Genomic DNA, 15,092 nt, shown 5'->3' with positions numbered 1-15,092 from the left:
TGCCGCGCAACACGTTACATCACGCAACCGCAGTGCGGCACGCCGCTTGCATGTCGGTCCGCCCGTCCGGATCAGGGCCGCGCAGGCACCACCAGGCGGTCCACCACGCCCTGCATGGCGCTGTAGAAGGCGTCCTCGTCGCGGTGCATCCGCACGCGGCCCAACTGCGCCATCACCACCAGTTCCTGCACCGACGCCACGCAGATGCGGCCACCCGCCCGGTTGACGAACATCAGGCGTCGCGACACCGGACTGATCCAGCTCAGGCGGCCGACCTGCACGCGGTTGTCCTTGTCGACGAAGTCGAGCCAGCTGCCTTCCCGCAGTTGCTGGAAGTAGTCGGTCATCACCGGATCGTGCCGCTGCAACCCTTCCTGCAACTCATGCGAATCCAGCAGGCCCGGCAGCAATGGTGGCGCACTGGATGGCGCCACCTCCGCGGCCGGCGGCGTCACCGCCTGTGGCGTGACGAGCGCCGCGAAGAGCTGTTCGCGCTGGCGCGCAATGGCATCCTTCCCCTGCCCCGACGCCATCCACATGGGCTGCAGCCAGTCCATCGCGGCGTGCCAGTTGCGCACGTCGCCGCGCACGTTCGCGACATCGACCGCCTGCAGCAGCCCATCCAGCATCATCGGCGCGGCCTGCGGCTTGTTGAGCGATTGCATGCGGGCTGCATACGCCGGCCAGCCGTCCTGCAGCACCCGTCGCATCGGCGCGGGCACGTCATGCGCCTGCAGCTTCGCATCGAGCACGCCGGCGAACGTGGCCACGACCGCCGCTTCCGCATCCCGGGCGTGCTGCTCCGCCGCCAGCGCCTGCTCGGCCTTTTCCGCTTCGCCACGGTAGCGCGCGTAGAAATCGTTGAAGTCCGTCCGCGCCGCCCGGAAGACCGACTGGCTTTCGTCGAAATCGGCGACCAGCCGCTGCACGGTGTCCTTGACCTTCTCCAGCAACAGGCGCTGGGCGTCATTCTCGCCCGGATTGCCGTCGCAGGCCTCCACCAGCACGTTGAGCAGCCGCCGGGCCGAATGCGTGGCCTGCAGGAACAACTTGCGGTCCTGCAGGGCGACCTTGGCCATGGGCGCCATCAGGCGGCCAAGCACGTGCACCTGCTCGGTCGCGAGGTGGCTTTCCCGGAAGATCACTTCGAACAGCATGCCGACGAGGTCGACCACGTTCTCGTCCGCATCCGCGATCGCCACGGCCTCCGGCGCGACGCCCAGCTGCGCCGCCTGCCGGAAGATCTGCTGCTTGAACGCCGCCTGCAGCCTGTCGGGCCGCGCGAGCACCTCCGCGTGCACCTCGGGCGCCGCGATCTGCAGGAGGGTCAGCGCCACCACCAGCTCCCGTTGCGACAACGACGTGCGCGGCACGGCGCTGCGCACCGAGCCCTGGTCGCGGGCACGCTTCTGCCTGGACTCTTCCAGCAGGTGATGCAGCGCCGGCGGCAGGGTCGTGCCGTCCGGCGATGCCGTCGTCGAATCCGCATCGCCCTGATCCCAGGACACGAAGAAGCGCGTCATCCAGTCGGGTTCACTGGTCGCCTCGTCGCCCGCGCTGGGGATGGACTGTGCGCGGCGCATCCGCGCAGTGGTGCTGTCCTGCGCGCCCAGCCGACGCACCAGCCGCGCGTGCATGGACTCGTAGATCGGACCGACCAGTTCCACGAACTCGCGTCCGCAGCACTGCACGGCCAGGGCACGCACGTTGCCCGGCAGCGACGCGCCCGCCAGGCCGCGATACACGGCCATCGCGATACGTGCCGGGGAATAGGGCGCACTGTCCGGCTGCAACCGGACGCCCATGTCGAGCCACGTCAGGTAACCGTTGAGGCGCAGCAGCTCGGACTGCCACTCGCGCGAGATGGCATCCGCCAACTGTTCGGTCGCCAGACGCACATCAAGTTCGTCTTCTTCCACCAGTCCCAGGCCGACCGCATCGCCCGTGTGCTCTTCGCCGAAGCGGACGGCGGAAGCTTCGCCCTCGGCGGCGATCTGCCACGCCGATGCCATGTCCTCGCGGAACCCGCGCAGGATCGCCTCGCGCCGGTCCTTCAATGCCAGCAGCCCGTCGAGATAGGGGCCGCGGTCCAGCTCCATCCGTTCCAACCGGTCCAGCATGGGCTGGCGCAGACCATCCACCACGTCGGCGAACGCCGCGTCCAACGGCGGCTGCATCGCCTCCCGCAACAGCGCGACGAGCTGGTTGCCGGTGGTCGGGAGGGGTGGAGGCGTGGGCATTGCGTCTTCGGTTGGCCAGGTTGTCCGCGACACCCGCAGACGCGGGTCCTCGCGTGGCGCGGACCATGACGCATCCGCTGCGATTAAACTCATGCACCGATACTGTGCAGTGCATCCCACTATAAGGGGACTCGATGGACACCGAAAGTATGTTGCAGGTGCTGGATGCGCGGCGTTCCGTGCCTTCGAAGCAACTGGCCGAACCCGGCCCCGATCATGTCACGCTGCACCGCATGCTGGCGTCCGCCGTGCGCGTGCCCGACCACGGCAAGCTGGTGCCGTTCCGCTTCATCCATATCCACGGCGATGCACGCCATGCACTGGGCGACCAGCTGGCCGCCCGTACCCGCGCACTCGACCCGGATGCGCCCGACGCAGCAGTCGAGAAGGACCGCGGCCGCTTCTCCAGCGCACCGGACATCATCACGGTGGTCGCTCGCCTGACACCGGGCCACAAGGTGCCCGAGCAGGAACAACTGCTCACGGCCGGCAGCGTCTGCTTCGCCCTGCTGCAGGCGGCACAGGCCTTCGGCTTCGGTGCGCAGTGGCTGACCGGCTGGATGGCGTACGACGCACAGGTCGCGCAATCGCTGGGCCTCGCGCCGGGCGAGAAGATCGTCGGCTTCATCCACATCGGCACGCCCCGGCTGGAAGCCCCCGAACGGGAGCGCCCGGATCCGGCCACGCTGCTCACCGAATGGATGCCCGATGCCTGAGATGCTGCACCCGCGTCCGCTGTATCTGGTCGATGCCAGCCTGTACGTCTTCCGCGCCTGGCATTCGATGCCCGACGAATTCCAGGACGCCGACGGCTGGCCCACCAACGCGGTGCACGGCTTCGCGCGCTTCCTGCTCGAGTTGCTGGAGAAGGAGCGTCCCGCGCACATCGCCATCGCGTTCGACGAGGCGCTGGACAGCTGCTTCCGCAACCGGCTGTATCCGGCCTACAAGGCCAACCGCGATCCCGCGCCGGAAGAACTCCGGCGCCAGTTCACCCACTGCAAGGCGCTGTGCGCCGCGCTCGGCCTGAGCGTGCTGGCGCATGGCGAGTACGAGGCCGACGACCTGATCGGCAGCGCGCTGCATGTGGCGCGCCCCCAGGGCTTCCATGGCGTCATCGTCTCGGCCGACAAGGATTTGTCGCAGTTGCTGCACGAACATGACGAGCAGTGGGACTTCGCACGCGGCCAGCGCTGGGGCATGGCCGGCGTGAAGTCACGTTACGGCGTGGAAGCACGCCAGATCGCCGACTACCTGGCACTCACCGGCGACGCCGTGGACAACATTCCCGGCGTAAGCGGCATCGGCGCGAAATCCGCCGCGGTCCTGCTGGCGCATTTCGGCGACCTGGACACCCTGCTCGGGCGCATGGACGAAGTCACCTTCCTGCGCCTGCGTGGCGCCGCCACCATGGCCATCCGCCTGCGCGAGCAGCGCGAACACGCGCTGCTGTGGCGTCAACTCACGACCATTGCACTCGACGCGCCGCTGGGCGACATCGCCACCGGCCACGAGCGTGGCCAGGCCGACGGCGACATGCTGGGTGCGCTGTCGGATGCGCTCCGCTTCGGCCCGATGACGCGGCGGCGGTTGCGCGTGGCGGCGGGGCTGGAGTGACCCGGCTATTGACCGGCTGTCAAACGTCACTTGCACCGGATAGCATCAGCGCATGGATGAACGCGACGACGACAAGCGCAGGGTGCCCGCCGAAACGGTGTGGCAAGGCAAATATCAACGCATGATGGTGCGTGGCACGTGGGAATACGTGGAGCGCGCGCATGCGGGCGGCCTGGCGGCGATCATCATCGCGGTGACGCCTGACGACGACGTGCTGTTCGTCGAACAGTTCCGCGTGCCGCTGCAGGCGCGAACGATCGAGATGCCGGCGGGACTGGTGGGTGACATCGATGCCAGCGAGTCGATCGAGACATCCGCGATCCGTGAGCTCGAGGAAGAGACCGGGTGGACCGCCGACCACGCGGAAGTGTTGATGATCGGCCCGACGTCCTCCGGCAGCAGCAGCGAAAAGATCGCCTTCGTGCGCGCCACTGGCCTGCGCAAGGTGGGCGAGGGTGGCGGGGACGGCGACGAGGACATCACGGTGCATGCGATTCCCCGCACGCGCGCCGCCGCGTGGCTGGCGCAGAAGATCGGCGAAGGCTACGAACTGGATGCGAAGCTGTGGGCCGGGCTGTGGATGATCGACCACGCCCTTGATGGCACGCCGCGCGACTGAACCGTTACGCGGCCCGGATGCCGTATCCGGCCAGGCGCCAGATGCCCTGTTCCTCGCGCCGCAGGGTGACCATCTCGCGATGCCGCGCACCCTCGCCGAACGACACCGAGAATTCCAGCAGCGCGTAGGTACCGGGCAACCTGTCGGCCCTCACCGGCTGATCGACACGGACCGCTGTCCAGCGTCGGCCGAGGCCGCGCCCCAATACGTGGTGGCGATGCGCCAGCGAGCTGATGAAGAGGTCCCGTGGCGTCGACGTCCGGATCGCATCCGATGCCGCATCCCACAGCACGCCGTGCTGCCCCCGCTCGATGGCCTTGATGAAGCGCATGGCCGCCATGCCCAATCGCGGGAGGTCGACATCTTCCAGTCCGATCCTGTCCGCACCCGTCCGCCCTGCTTCCACCGTCATTGCCACGTGCACCCGAATCGTCCGACCACCGCCACGCAACCCATGGCGTGGTATCCACCCGACTCGTTCGTACCCGCGTGCGGCGACCGGACAGCGGGGCGCACGCTCGCGCGCGGTGTTGTGACGTGCTACCGGATCCTGACGAGATGGTCGCGGAAGAACGCCAGCGTCCGCTGCCACGACAGCGCCGCAGCCGCCGCGTCGTAACGCGGGGTGGTGTCGTTGTGGAAACCATGGTTCACGCCGGGATAGACCTGCGCGGTATACGCGACGCCGGCGGCCTTCAGCTGCTGCTCGTGGGCTGGCCAGCCCGCATTGACGCGCGCATCAAGCTCGGCGAAATGCAACAGTAGCGGCGCCTTGATGCGCGCCGCCTCGTCCGCCGACGGCTGGCCGCCGTAATAAGGCACGCCCGCGTCGACCAGGTCGGGCAATCGTGAGGCGAGCAGGTTCGTCACCAGACCACCGAAGCAGAAGCCGACCACGCCCAGCTTTCCGGTGCTGCACGGCAACGCATGGGCGAAGCGCGCGGCGGCTTCGATATCCGCGATAACCTTGGCGCGATCCAGCGTGGCCTGCAGCTCGCGCCCGGCATCGTCATTGCCCGGGTAGCCACCGAGCGGATACAGCGCGTCGGGAGCAAAGGCGATGAAGCCCGCGACCGCCAACCGGCGCGCGACATCCTCGATATACAGATTCAGGCCGCGGTTTTCGTGCACCACCAGCACGACGGGATAACGCCCTTCTCCGCGCGGCATCGCCAGCAGACCACGCCCTTCGCAATGGCCGTCCGGTGCAGGAAACGTGCGGTAGACCGTGCTGATGCGCGGATCATCCGCCGCCACCTGCGCAGCGAACGCGTACTGCGGCACCAGCGCCGCGAGCATCGCCGCCGCCGTGGTGCCGCCTACCGCGAACTGCGCCGCACCTGCGAGGAAGCCCCGCCTGTCGACGCGGCCGTGCACGTAGTCGTCATACAGGTCGAGCACGCGCTGATCGAACGCGGAAGCCTGCTCACGGTGTGAGTCCATCGTGTTCCCCATCGCTGGTACTGAAGGCGTCTCGTCAGGCGAAACTGTCGGTCGCACGCACCAGCGCGTCGACGTTCTCGGCCTCGAAGGCGGAATGGCCCGATGCCGGCGTGATCTCGAGCTTCGCCTTCGGCCAGGCCTTGTGTAGTTCCCAGGCATTGGCGACCGGGCACACCACGTCGTAGCGGCCGTGCACGATGACGCCCGGGATGTCGGCGACGCGCGTCGCGTCGCGCAGCAACTGGTCTTCGACCTCGAAGAAACCGCCGTTGACGAAGTAGTGGTTCTCGATGCGCGCGAACGCCAGTGCGAACTCCGGCTCCTCGTGCCCGCTGACGAAGTCCGCGTCGACGTGCAGGAAGCTGGTGGCGCCTTCCCACACACTCCATGCCTTCGCAGCGGCAAGGCGCGTGACCTTGTCGTCGGAAGTCAGGCGTCGATGGAAGGCCGAAATCAGGTCGTGGCGTTCGGCCGGTGGGATCGCGGTGACGTAGTGCTCCCACGCGTCGGGGAACAGGCGGCTTGCGCCCTCCTGGTAGAACCATTCCAGTTCCCAGCGGCGCAGCATGAAGATGCCACGCAGCACCAGTTCGGTGACGCGCTGCGGATGGGTTTCGGCATAGGCCAGCGCCAGCGTCGAGCCCCAGCTGCCACCGAATACCTGCCAGCGCTCGATGCCGAGCATCTCGCGCAGTTTCTCGATGTCGGCGACCAGATCCCACGTGGTGTTGTCCACCAGGTCCGCGTGCGGCGTGGAGCGGCCGGAACCGCGCTGGTCGAACAGCACGATGCGGTACTTGGCCGGATCGTGGAAGCGGCGCATTTTCGGGCTGCAGCCTGCGCCTGGACCACCGTGGAGCACCACGACCGGCTTGCCCTGCGGGTTGCCGCATTGTTCGTAGTACAGCGTGTGCCGGTCGTCGACCTTCAGCGTGCCGGTGTCGAAGGGTTCGATGTCGGGGTACAGCGTGCGCATGGGCGGCAGTCCTGGATGAAAGCGGACAGTCTAGCGGCTGCAGTCCTGCCCTTCCGTGACGCGCCCGAGGGTCACGCGGTCGCGCTGTTCGAGATCGGTTTCCGTGGCGACATCGACGAAGCCTGTATTGATGAGCAGCCCGCGGATCGCCTCGCCCTGGTCCCAGCCGTGCTCCAGCAGCAGCCAGCCGCCGGGCAGAAGATGCGACGGTGCGCCGGCGACGATCTCGCGGATGGCATCCAGGCCATCGGCGCCGGACGATAGCGCCGTCGGCGGCTCGAAACGCAGATCGCCCTGGGCCAGATGCGGATCGCCGTCGGCGATGTAGGGCGGATTGCTGGCAATCAGGTCGAAGCGCTCGCCGGCCAGCGGTGCCAGCCAGCTGCCGCAACGGAACACGACGCTGCCAATGTCATTGGCCTTCGCGTTCGCCTGGGCTACCCGTAACGCGTCCTCGCTGACGTCGGTCGCCACCACTTGCACCTGCGGCCGCTCGTTCGCGAGCGACAGCGCGATCGCGCCGGTGCCGGTGCCGAGGTCGGCGATGCGCAGCAGGCGATCGTCGGGCAGTCGCTCCAACGCCAGTTCGACGAGCCGCTCGGTCTCCGGACGCGGAATCAACGTGGCCGGCGACACCTGCAGGTCGAGCGTCCAGAAGCCGCGATGCCCGACCAGGTACGCCACCGGCTCGCCGGCGGCCCGCCGCGCCAGCAGCGCCTCGAACGCCGACGCCTCCTCATCTGCCAGCGAGGCGTCTCCGTGCGCGAACAGCCAGGCGCGGTCGCGGCCGATCACGTGCAACAGCAACTGCTCGGCTTCATGCCGCGCGTCGGGACTGGCCAGTCGGATGGCGGCAGTACGCAGCGCCTGGTCGAGGCGGAGTGGGGACGGGGCGGACATGGCGCGCATGGTACCGGGCGCCGGCGGATCGCCGCGACGCACCATCATGGTGCTCAATGGCGTATGGGGCGCGAATGCTGCATCCGAACGCTGGCAGGAGGCTCGTGCTGGCCTGGAGTAGCGAACCCGCCCCGTTATGCCCTGTCCCGGATGATCCGCCACGCGGACAAGCCACTGAAAACCTTGATGTTTTCTGCCCGCCTTGTACGCAGCCCTTGGCGACCCCACCTATTGATAGTTAAAAACTATCTATTCAATTCCATCAATCGATTTGAGATATCAATAGCCCCTGCCTACCATGGCGCCATTCCTTCACCACACCCACTCCACTCACGAGGATCTTCCATGTCCCTGATCAACACCGCGGTCCAGCCGTTCAAGACCACCGCCTTCCACAACGGCGAATTCGTCGAAGTCACCGATGGCACCCTGAAGGGCAAGTGGTCGGTCCTGATCTTCATGCCGGCCGCCTTCACCTTCAATTGCCCGACCGAAGTGGAAGACGCCGCCGCCAACTACGCCGAGTTCCAGAAGGCCGGCGCCGAGGTCTACATCGTCACCACCGACACGCACTTCTCGCACAAGGTGTGGCACGAGACCTCCCCGGCGGTGGGCAAGGCCCAGTTCCCGCTGGTCGGCGACCCGACCCACCAGCTGACCCGCGCCTTCGGCGTGCACATCGAGGAAGAAGGCCTGGCCCTGCGCGGCACCTTCGTCATCAACCCGGAAGGCGTCATCAAGACCGCCGAGATCCACAGCAACGAGATCGCCCGTGACGTGTCGGAAACCCTGCGCAAGCTGAAGGCCGCGCAGTTCACCGCCGCCAACCCGGGCCAGGTCTGCCCGGCCAAGTGGAAGGAAGGCGCGCAGACGATCGCCCCGTCGCTGGACCTGGTCGGCAAGATCTAAGCCGCATCGCAACACCGGCGCATCCGTCCCGCGGATGCGCCCGTTCCACACGCTCCATCCGCATCACGTCACCTCCGGGCCGCTGGCCCGGAGGCCGACACCGGACGTTTGCAGCAGCGGCATGCGCCGCTCGCCGGTTCCCCCTCCCTGGCCGGCACTTCTCTCCCTCGGCACATGCCGCTCCTGCAAACGCCTGACCTCCCTTCCCCCCGGTTCTCTTCCCAGAATCCCCTCCACGGAGACGTTCGCCATGCTGGACGCCAATCTGAAGACGCAGCTGAAGGCCTATCTCGAAAAGGCCGTGCGCCCCATCCATATCACCGCACACCTGGACGACAGCGCCGGCTCGGCGGAATTGCAGGCGCTCTTGCGCGACCTGCAGGACGTGTCGGACAAGATCAGCGTCACCGAACAGCGCGGCGGCGAACGCACGCCGTCGTTCTCGCTGACCTCGCCCGGTCACGATATCCACCTGGCGTTCGCCGGCCTGCCGATGGGCCACGAGTTCACCTCGCTGGTGCTGGCGCTGCTGCAGGTCGGCGGGCATCCGTCGAAGCTGGCGCAGGACGTGATCGAGCAGATCCGTTCGCTCGATGGCGACTACCGCTTCGAAACCTATTTCTCGCTGTCGTGCCAGAACTGCCCGGACGTGGTGCAGGCGCTGAACCTGATGGCGGTGCTGAACCCGAAGATCCAGCATGTCGCCATCGATGGCGCGCTGTTCCAGCAGGAAGTCGAGCAGCGCGAAGTGATGTCGGTGCCGACGATCTTCCTCAATGGCGAGGTGTTCGGCGCCGGCCGCATGGGCGTGGAAGAGATCGTCGCCAAACTGGACACCAATGCCGGCAGGCGCGATGCCGAGAAGATCCGGGCCAAGGCGCCGTACGACGTGCTCGTCGTCGGCGGTGGTCCGGCCGGTGCCGCAGCGGCGATCTATGCCGCGCGCAAGGGCATCCGCACCGGCGTGGCGGCCGAGCGTTTCGGTGGCCAGGTGCTGGACACGATGGCCATCGAGAACTTCATCTCCGTGCCGTACACCGAAGGCCCCAAGCTGGCCGCCGCACTGGAACAGCACGTCAGGGACTACCAGGTCGACGTGATGAACCTGCAGCGCGCGGAGGCTCTGGTGCCCGCAGGCAGCGACGGACTGGTCGAAGTGCAACTCGCCAACGGCGCCTCGCTGAAATCGAAGACGGTCATCCTGTCCACCGGCGCGCGCTGGCGGCAGATGAACGTGCCCGGCGAGAACGAATACCGCAACAAGGGCGTGGCCTACTGCCCGCACTGCGATGGTCCGCTTTTCAAGGGCAAGCGCGTGGCGGTGATCGGCGGCGGCAACTCCGGCGTCGAGGCCGCGATCGACCTGGCCGGCATCGTGGCGCACGTGACGCTGATCGAGTTCGACAGCCAGTTGCGCGCCGACGACGTGCTGCAGCGCAAACTGCGCAGCCTGCCGAACGTGCGCGTCGTTACCAGCGCGCAGACCACCGAAGTGCTGGGCGACGGCAGCAAGGTCAACGGGCTGGTCTACAAGGACCGCGTGGGCGGTGATACGCACCGCGTGGAACTGGAAGGCATCTTCGTGCAGATCGGCCTGCTGCCGAACACGGAGTGGTTGAAGGGCGTGGTGGCCCTGAGCCCGCGCGGCGAGATCATCGTCGACGACCGCGGACAGACCAGCGTGCCCGGCGTGTTCGCCGCCGGCGACGCCACCACGGTGCCGTACAAGCAGATCGTCATCGCGATGGGCGAAGGCTCGAAGGCCGCGCTCAGCGCGTTCGACCACCTGATCCGCACGTCGGCACCGGTGGAAACGCCGGACGCGGTGGCGGCATGATGCCGGGGCGCGGACCGCACCGCTGTCCGCGCCCCGTCGCACCCAGGCGGTTCCCCGAGGGAGGAGTCCGATGAATCTCCGCGACCTGAAGTACCTGGTGGCCCTGGCCGACCACAAGCATTTCGGCCGCGCCGCCGCAGCGTGCTACGTCAGCCAGCCCACGCTGTCGACGCAGATCAGGAAGCTGGAAGACGAGCTGGGCGTGTCGCTGGTCGAGCGCGCGCCGCGCAAGGTCATGCTGACGCCGGCCGGCCGCGACGCCGCGGACCGCGCGCGCCGCATCGTGGCGGAAGTCGAGCAGATGAAGGAAGCCGCACGCCGCAGCCAGGACCCGGAAGCCGGCACGGTGCGCCTCGGCATCTTTCCGACACTCGGCCCTTACCTGCTGCCGCATGTGGTGCCGCGCCTTCGTGCGCGCTTCCCGCACCTTGAACTGCTGCTGGTCGAAGAGAAAAGCGACGTGCTGCTGTCGCGCCTGCGCGAAGGCAGGCTGGACGCCGGCCTGCTGGCGCTGCCCGTCACGGACGACCAGTTGCACACCGAGTTCCTGTTCGAGGAACCCTTCGTGCTCGCGGTGCCGGAGTCGCATCCCCTGGCGCAGCGCGAATCGTTGACGCTCGCCGAGTTGTCGCAGCAGCAACTGCTGTTGCTGGAAGACGGCCATTGCCTGCGCGAGCAGGCACTGGATGTATGCCGCCTGGCCGGTGCCAACGAGAAGTCGGAGTTCCGCGCCACCAGCCTGGAGACGCTGCGGCAGATGGTGGCGGCCGACGTCGGCATCACCCTGCTGCCGACGCTGGCGGTGAAGCCGCCGGTCGCGCGTTCGGACAACATCCACCTGCTCGGTTTCAGCGATTCGCACCCGAGCCGGCAGATCGCGATGGTGTGGCGCAAGAGCTCGGCGATGAGCGAATTCCTGCAGCAACTGGCACAGGTGTTCCGCGAGCTGCCGCCGGGCCTGTTCGAACCCGATGCGCCGACTCACGGCACGCGCACAACGGCAGCACGCGCACCTGAACCGCCGCGACCGCGCACGGCTTGAAGACACGGCGCTTCCGGGCTACGGTAGGCACGCAAACAGGAATCCGATGGGCGACGCCGCAATGCGTCGCCCGTTTCCTTTTACGCGACCCTAAAACCACAGAGAAACCCATGAACAACACCCGCACCAGCGGCCTGCCGCCTTCGCTCCCCCCGCTCGTCGTCTCCAGCCGCGACTTGTCCCGGCTGGAAGCCCTGCTCGACACGCCCGTATTGCGCCGCCACCCCGCCGCGCTGGCGTTGATGGACGAATTGAACCGCGCCGACGTGCGCACGCCGGACGACATGCCGGACAACGTGGTGACGATGCATTCGCGCGTCGAGTGCGAGGACGAGCTCACCGGCGAACACCATCGCCTGACCCTGGTGTACCCGCACGAGGCGAACGTCGAGACCGGCCTGGTCTCCGTGCTCGCGCCGGTCGGCACGGCGCTGCTCGGACTGTCGGTGGGACAGACGATCGACTGGCAGGCCGCAGGCAACCGGCCCTTGCGGCTGCGGGTCACTGCGATCAGCTACCAGCCGGAAGCGAGTGGCGATCTGCATCGCTGATTTTTCCTGGGTCGAAATGCGGCACGGATCGTCAAGGTGTTGTTCCGCCTCGCCCCGGACAGTTTGCCTGCGACGAACGTTGTCGGTGCTCGAACGCAGGCGGCTCGCGGCGATTTTTATGCGTGGTTGAAGATGGCACCGCTCGCCGCGGGGGCATTCCTTTCTTTGCTCGTGCAAAGAAAGGAACCAAAGAAACACGCCCCAGGCGGCACGCCCTCCACGCTGCGCGCTCCGGGTCCGCGAGCGGGCCGGGAATTTTCGTAAGGCACATTCATGTGCCATACGAAAACGCCGTCATCCGTGACGGCGCCCTGCGGGTTTTACCCGGCCCACTCGCCGTGCCTCATGGGGACCCTGAAAAGCCAGAGCGACAGCACATGCAGATCACGCGCGCTGACGCGTCTGCTTTGGCTCCTGGGCCCCCTGAGGTCGGGCAGTCACGGTGGGTAAAACCCGTAGGGCGGCGCACATGGATGTGCGCCGTTTTCGTACGGGGCAGGATGCCCCGCACGAAAATTCCCGCCGGGACTGCGTACCCGCCGCGCAGCGGCGGGCGGACCGCCGGGGTGTGCTTTCTTTGCTTACTTTCTTTGCACAAGCAAAGAAGTGCTCCTAAACAGCCGAATGGCTGGTCAAGTAAGGCCTCCGCGGCCAGCGGCACCATTCACCCGAAAAGACGATCCATCCCGCAAGGCCGCCAAAAGCAGAATCCATCGCGGACGTGGTAATCGCCGACGCAGAACGAAGACACGGGCTTCGTTGCCCCTCACCCCAACCCCTCTCCCGCAGGGAAAGGGGCTTGAACCGAGCGACCATGGCCATCAAGGCTCTCCCTGCGACGAGCGGCACCATGCCAAAGCAAAGCCAATTTCCGCCGCCGGCCATAAACCCTCGCACCGGGTGAGAGGGCATACTTCCCCTCCCCATCCCGTGCCCGCCGAGCCACCGCATGAACTCCCCCGTCCTCAGCAAACTCCAGCAACTCCGCGAACTCTCCGTCGTAGTCGCCGACACCGGCGACTACGACGCCATCAAGCGCCTCAAGCCGGTGGACTGCACCACCAACCCGACGCTGGTGAAGAAGGCGCTGGATCTGCCGGTCTATGCCGACCTGATCGAAGAACAACTGGCGCGCGCGCGCGCGCAGGGCGGCGGCGCATCGTTGGTCGATGAGGTCGTGGACCGCCTGACCGTCGGCGTCGGCGCGAAGCTCGCCGGACTGATCCCCGGCCGCGTCTCCACCGAAGTCGACGCCGACCAGGCCTACGACACCGCCGCCACCATCGCCAAGGCACGCAAGTTCGTGCAGATGTACGCCGACCAGGGCATCGGCCGCGACCGCATCCTGATCAAGGTCGCCTCCACCTGGGAAGGCGTGGAAGCTGCGCGCCAACTGCAGGCCGAAGGCATCGACTGCAACCTGACGCTGATCTTCAACCCCATGCAGGCCATCGCCTGCGCCGAAGCCGGTGCGTTCCTGATCTCGCCGTTCGTGGGCCGCATCCTCGACTGGTACGTCGCCAACGGCCAGGCGCCGGCGACCATCGACGAGGACCCGGGCGTGGTGTTCGTGCGTGGCGTCTATGCCGAGTTCAAGCGCCGCGGCTCGCCGACGGTGGTGATGGGCGCGTCGTTCCGTTCCACGGCGCAGATCGAAGCGCTGGCCGGATGCGATCGCCTGACCATCTCGCCCGACCTGCTGGAGAAGCTGGCGCAGGAAACCGGCGACCTGCCGCGCAAGCTGTCGCCCGGCGCGGCCGAAGCCGTGACCGCGGCCCCGGTGACGGCCGAGAGTTTCGCCGCCGCGATCGAAGCCGATCCGATGGCGAAGGAAAAACTGGCGACCGGCATCGATGCCTTCGCCAAGGATCTGGCCGCGCTGCGCACGAGCATCCGCGAAAAGTTGTCGGCCTGAATGTCCATCGGCTCCGCCGTCGCCGACGACGGCGGGACTGGTGCTCGTCTGGCGGACGCGGGATGATCGTCGGCATGCGCGCCCTCCTGCTGTCTTCCCTGTTGCTGTCCAGCTCGACGGCCTTCGCCGCCCCGGACCAGGTCCGGCTGGTCTTCGTCGGCGACATCATGGTCGCCGAGACGCCGGGCGAACTGATCGCCCGCGGCGAGGATCCGTTCCAGCCGTTCGCGCCGCTGCTGGCCGCGCACGACGTGCGCATCGGCAACCTGGAGTGCGTGGTCGCGACCACCGGCACCGCGGAAGAGAAGCCCTACACCTTCCGCGCCGGCCCGCGCACCCTGCCGGTGCTGAAGCGGCATTTCGACGCCGTGTCGCTCGCCAACAACCATTCCGGCGATTTCGGCAAGGCGGCCTTCGCCGAACAGCTCGACCTGCTGGAGAAGGCGGGCCTGCCCTATTTCGGCGGCGGGCGCGATGCTACCCGCGCGCATGCGCCGTGGATCGTCGAACGCAACGGCCTGCGCATCGCGCTGCTGGGCTACGTGGAGTTCAAGCCGCGCTCGTTCGAGGCCGATGCCACCCGCCCCGGCGTCGCCTGGAGTGGCGAGGACGACGATGTGATCGAGGACATCCTGGCCGCCCGTCGCGTGCACCATGCCGACATCGTGATTCCCTACATGCACTGGGGCTGGGAGGACGAACCCGACCCCAGCCCGCGGCTGCGCGCGTTCGCGCGTCGCATGATCGATGCCGGGGCCGACATGGTGGTCGGCGGCCATCCGCACGTCACCCAGGGCGCCGAGTACTACCGCGGCAAGCCGATCGTCTACAGCCTGGGCAATTTCCTGTTCAACGGCTTCGACACGCCGGCCACAACGACCGGCTGGGTGCTGTCGGCGACCGTCGGCCGCGACGGCGTGATCGACTGGCGCACGCACGTGGCCCGGCTCGATGCCGACGGCGTGCCGCGCCCGGACCCGGCCGCCGCCAGTCCCTGCGCCAGTCCGGACCGGCAGTCCGTCCGCCAGTGCACGGGGGAATGA

The 15,092-nt window shown here is 67.6% G+C and carries 14 protein-coding genes; 9 read left to right on the top strand and 5 right to left on the bottom strand.

Features of this window, described 5'->3' with window-relative positions:
• Positions 1-71 precede the first annotated feature (71 nt).
• Positions 72-2,240 (bottom strand): DUF1631 family protein, encoded by a 2,169-nt coding sequence (locus tag V7060_RS02140; RefSeq protein ID WP_334177605.1) that lies wholly within the window; start codon positions 2,238-2,240, stop codon positions 72-74.
• Positions 2,241-2,374: 134 nt separating this feature from the next.
• Between V7060_RS02140 and V7060_RS02135 the strand changes: the two genes are divergently transcribed.
• Genes V7060_RS02135 through V7060_RS02125 form a run of 3 tightly spaced genes read left to right on the top strand, consistent with a single transcriptional unit; the run spans position 2,375 to position 4,476 of the window.
• Positions 2,375-2,956: a nitroreductase gene (locus V7060_RS02135; RefSeq protein WP_334177604.1), complete on the top strand. Its 582-nt coding sequence runs from the start codon at positions 2,375-2,377 to the stop codon at positions 2,954-2,956.
• On the top strand, positions 2,949-3,857 hold the full coding sequence (locus V7060_RS02130) for a 5'-3' exonuclease H3TH domain-containing protein (protein ID WP_334177603.1): 909 nt from the start codon (positions 2,949-2,951) through the stop codon (positions 3,855-3,857). The genes V7060_RS02135 and V7060_RS02130 overlap by 8 nt, the downstream gene beginning before the upstream one ends.
• Before the next feature lie 52 nt (positions 3,858-3,909).
• Positions 3,910-4,476 (top strand): NUDIX hydrolase, encoded by a 567-nt coding sequence (locus tag V7060_RS02125; RefSeq protein ID WP_334177602.1) that lies wholly within the window; start codon positions 3,910-3,912, stop codon positions 4,474-4,476.
• Between the two features lie 4 nt (positions 4,477-4,480).
• On the opposite strand, the gene V7060_RS02120 is transcribed toward V7060_RS02125, so the two are convergent.
• From V7060_RS02120 to prmC, 4 genes are all read right to left on the bottom strand, one after another.
• On the bottom strand, positions 4,481-4,816 hold the full coding sequence (locus V7060_RS02120) for a DUF4019 domain-containing protein (protein ID WP_334177601.1): 336 nt from the start codon (positions 4,814-4,816) through the stop codon (positions 4,481-4,483).
• A 200-nt stretch (positions 4,817-5,016) separates the two neighbouring features.
• Positions 5,017-5,919, bottom strand: a complete 903-nt coding sequence (locus V7060_RS02115; protein ID WP_334177600.1) for a dienelactone hydrolase family protein — start codon at positions 5,917-5,919, stop codon at positions 5,017-5,019.
• Between the two features lie 34 nt (positions 5,920-5,953).
• Positions 5,954-6,895 (bottom strand): prolyl aminopeptidase, encoded by a 942-nt coding sequence (gene pip, locus V7060_RS02110; protein WP_334177599.1) that lies wholly within the window; start codon positions 6,893-6,895, stop codon positions 5,954-5,956.
• Positions 6,896-6,925: 30 nt separating this feature from the next.
• Complete coding sequence (gene prmC, locus V7060_RS02105) at positions 6,926-7,795, bottom strand: peptide chain release factor N(5)-glutamine methyltransferase (RefSeq protein WP_334177598.1); 870 nt, start codon at positions 7,793-7,795, stop codon at positions 6,926-6,928.
• 345 nt (positions 7,796-8,140) lie between these two features.
• Between prmC and ahpC the strand changes: the two genes are divergently transcribed.
• The 6 genes from ahpC (at position 8,141) to V7060_RS02075 (ending at position 15,092) form a co-directional block, all read left to right on the top strand.
• A complete protein-coding gene (gene ahpC / locus V7060_RS02100) occupies positions 8,141-8,704 on the top strand; it encodes an alkyl hydroperoxide reductase subunit C (protein ID WP_142125842.1) in 564 nt (187 codons plus the stop codon).
• Positions 8,705-8,954: 250 nt separating this feature from the next.
• A complete protein-coding gene (gene ahpF / locus V7060_RS02095) occupies positions 8,955-10,541 on the top strand; it encodes an alkyl hydroperoxide reductase subunit F (RefSeq protein ID WP_334177597.1) in 1,587 nt (528 codons plus the stop codon).
• Between the two features lie 70 nt (positions 10,542-10,611).
• The gene (gene oxyR / locus V7060_RS02090; protein ID WP_334177596.1) at positions 10,612-11,583 is read left to right on the top strand and encodes a DNA-binding transcriptional regulator OxyR; all 972 of its coding nucleotides are present in this window, start codon (positions 10,612-10,614) and stop codon (positions 11,581-11,583) included.
• 110 nt (positions 11,584-11,693) lie between these two features.
• The gene (gene rnk / locus V7060_RS02085; protein WP_334177595.1) at positions 11,694-12,134 is read left to right on the top strand and encodes a nucleoside diphosphate kinase regulator; all 441 of its coding nucleotides are present in this window, start codon (positions 11,694-11,696) and stop codon (positions 12,132-12,134) included.
• A gap of 949 nt (positions 12,135-13,083) precedes the next feature.
• Positions 13,084-14,049, top strand: coding sequence for a transaldolase (locus V7060_RS02080; protein ID WP_334177594.1), 966 nt, complete (start codon positions 13,084-13,086; stop codon positions 14,047-14,049).
• Between the two features lie 74 nt (positions 14,050-14,123).
• A complete protein-coding gene (locus V7060_RS02075; RefSeq protein ID WP_334177593.1) occupies positions 14,124-15,092 on the top strand; it encodes a CapA family protein in 969 nt (322 codons plus the stop codon).

The organism is Pseudoxanthomonas sp. (assembly GCF_036845285.1).
Taxonomy (GTDB): Bacteria; Pseudomonadota; Gammaproteobacteria; order Xanthomonadales; family Xanthomonadaceae; genus Pseudoxanthomonas_A.
Note: the sequence above shows the minus strand (reverse complement) of the source record. Positions and strands in the feature narration are given on the sequence as shown.

Excerpts from the sequence above, each read along its gene's own strand:
- V7060_RS02080 (WP_334177594.1), top strand. The coding sequence starts at position 13,084 with ATGAACTCCCCCGTCCTCAGCAAACTCCAGCAACTCCGCGAACTCTCC.
- V7060_RS02075 (WP_334177593.1), top strand. The coding sequence starts at position 14,124 with ATGCGCGCCCTCCTGCTGTCTTCCCTGTTGCTGTCCAGCTCGACGGCC.
- V7060_RS02120 (WP_334177601.1), bottom strand. The coding sequence starts at position 4,816 with ATGGCGGCCATGCGCTTCATCAAGGCCATCGAGCGGGGGCAGCACGGC.
- V7060_RS02125 (WP_334177602.1), top strand. The coding sequence starts at position 3,910 with ATGGATGAACGCGACGACGACAAGCGCAGGGTGCCCGCCGAAACGGTG.
- ahpC (WP_142125842.1), top strand. The coding sequence starts at position 8,141 with ATGTCCCTGATCAACACCGCGGTCCAGCCGTTCAAGACCACCGCCTTC.
- oxyR (WP_334177596.1), top strand. The coding sequence starts at position 10,612 with ATGAATCTCCGCGACCTGAAGTACCTGGTGGCCCTGGCCGACCACAAG.
- V7060_RS02130 (WP_334177603.1), top strand. The coding sequence starts at position 2,949 with ATGCCTGAGATGCTGCACCCGCGTCCGCTGTATCTGGTCGATGCCAGC.
- prmC (WP_334177598.1), bottom strand. The coding sequence starts at position 7,795 with ATGTCCGCCCCGTCCCCACTCCGCCTCGACCAGGCGCTGCGTACTGCC.
- ahpF (WP_334177597.1), top strand. The coding sequence starts at position 8,955 with ATGCTGGACGCCAATCTGAAGACGCAGCTGAAGGCCTATCTCGAAAAG.
- pip (WP_334177599.1), bottom strand. The coding sequence starts at position 6,895 with ATGCGCACGCTGTACCCCGACATCGAACCCTTCGACACCGGCACGCTG.
- V7060_RS02115 (WP_334177600.1), bottom strand. The coding sequence starts at position 5,919 with ATGGACTCACACCGTGAGCAGGCTTCCGCGTTCGATCAGCGCGTGCTC.
- V7060_RS02140 (WP_334177605.1), bottom strand. The coding sequence starts at position 2,240 with ATGCCCACGCCTCCACCCCTCCCGACCACCGGCAACCAGCTCGTCGCG.
- V7060_RS02135 (WP_334177604.1), top strand. The coding sequence starts at position 2,375 with ATGGACACCGAAAGTATGTTGCAGGTGCTGGATGCGCGGCGTTCCGTG.
- rnk (WP_334177595.1), top strand. The coding sequence starts at position 11,694 with ATGAACAACACCCGCACCAGCGGCCTGCCGCCTTCGCTCCCCCCGCTC.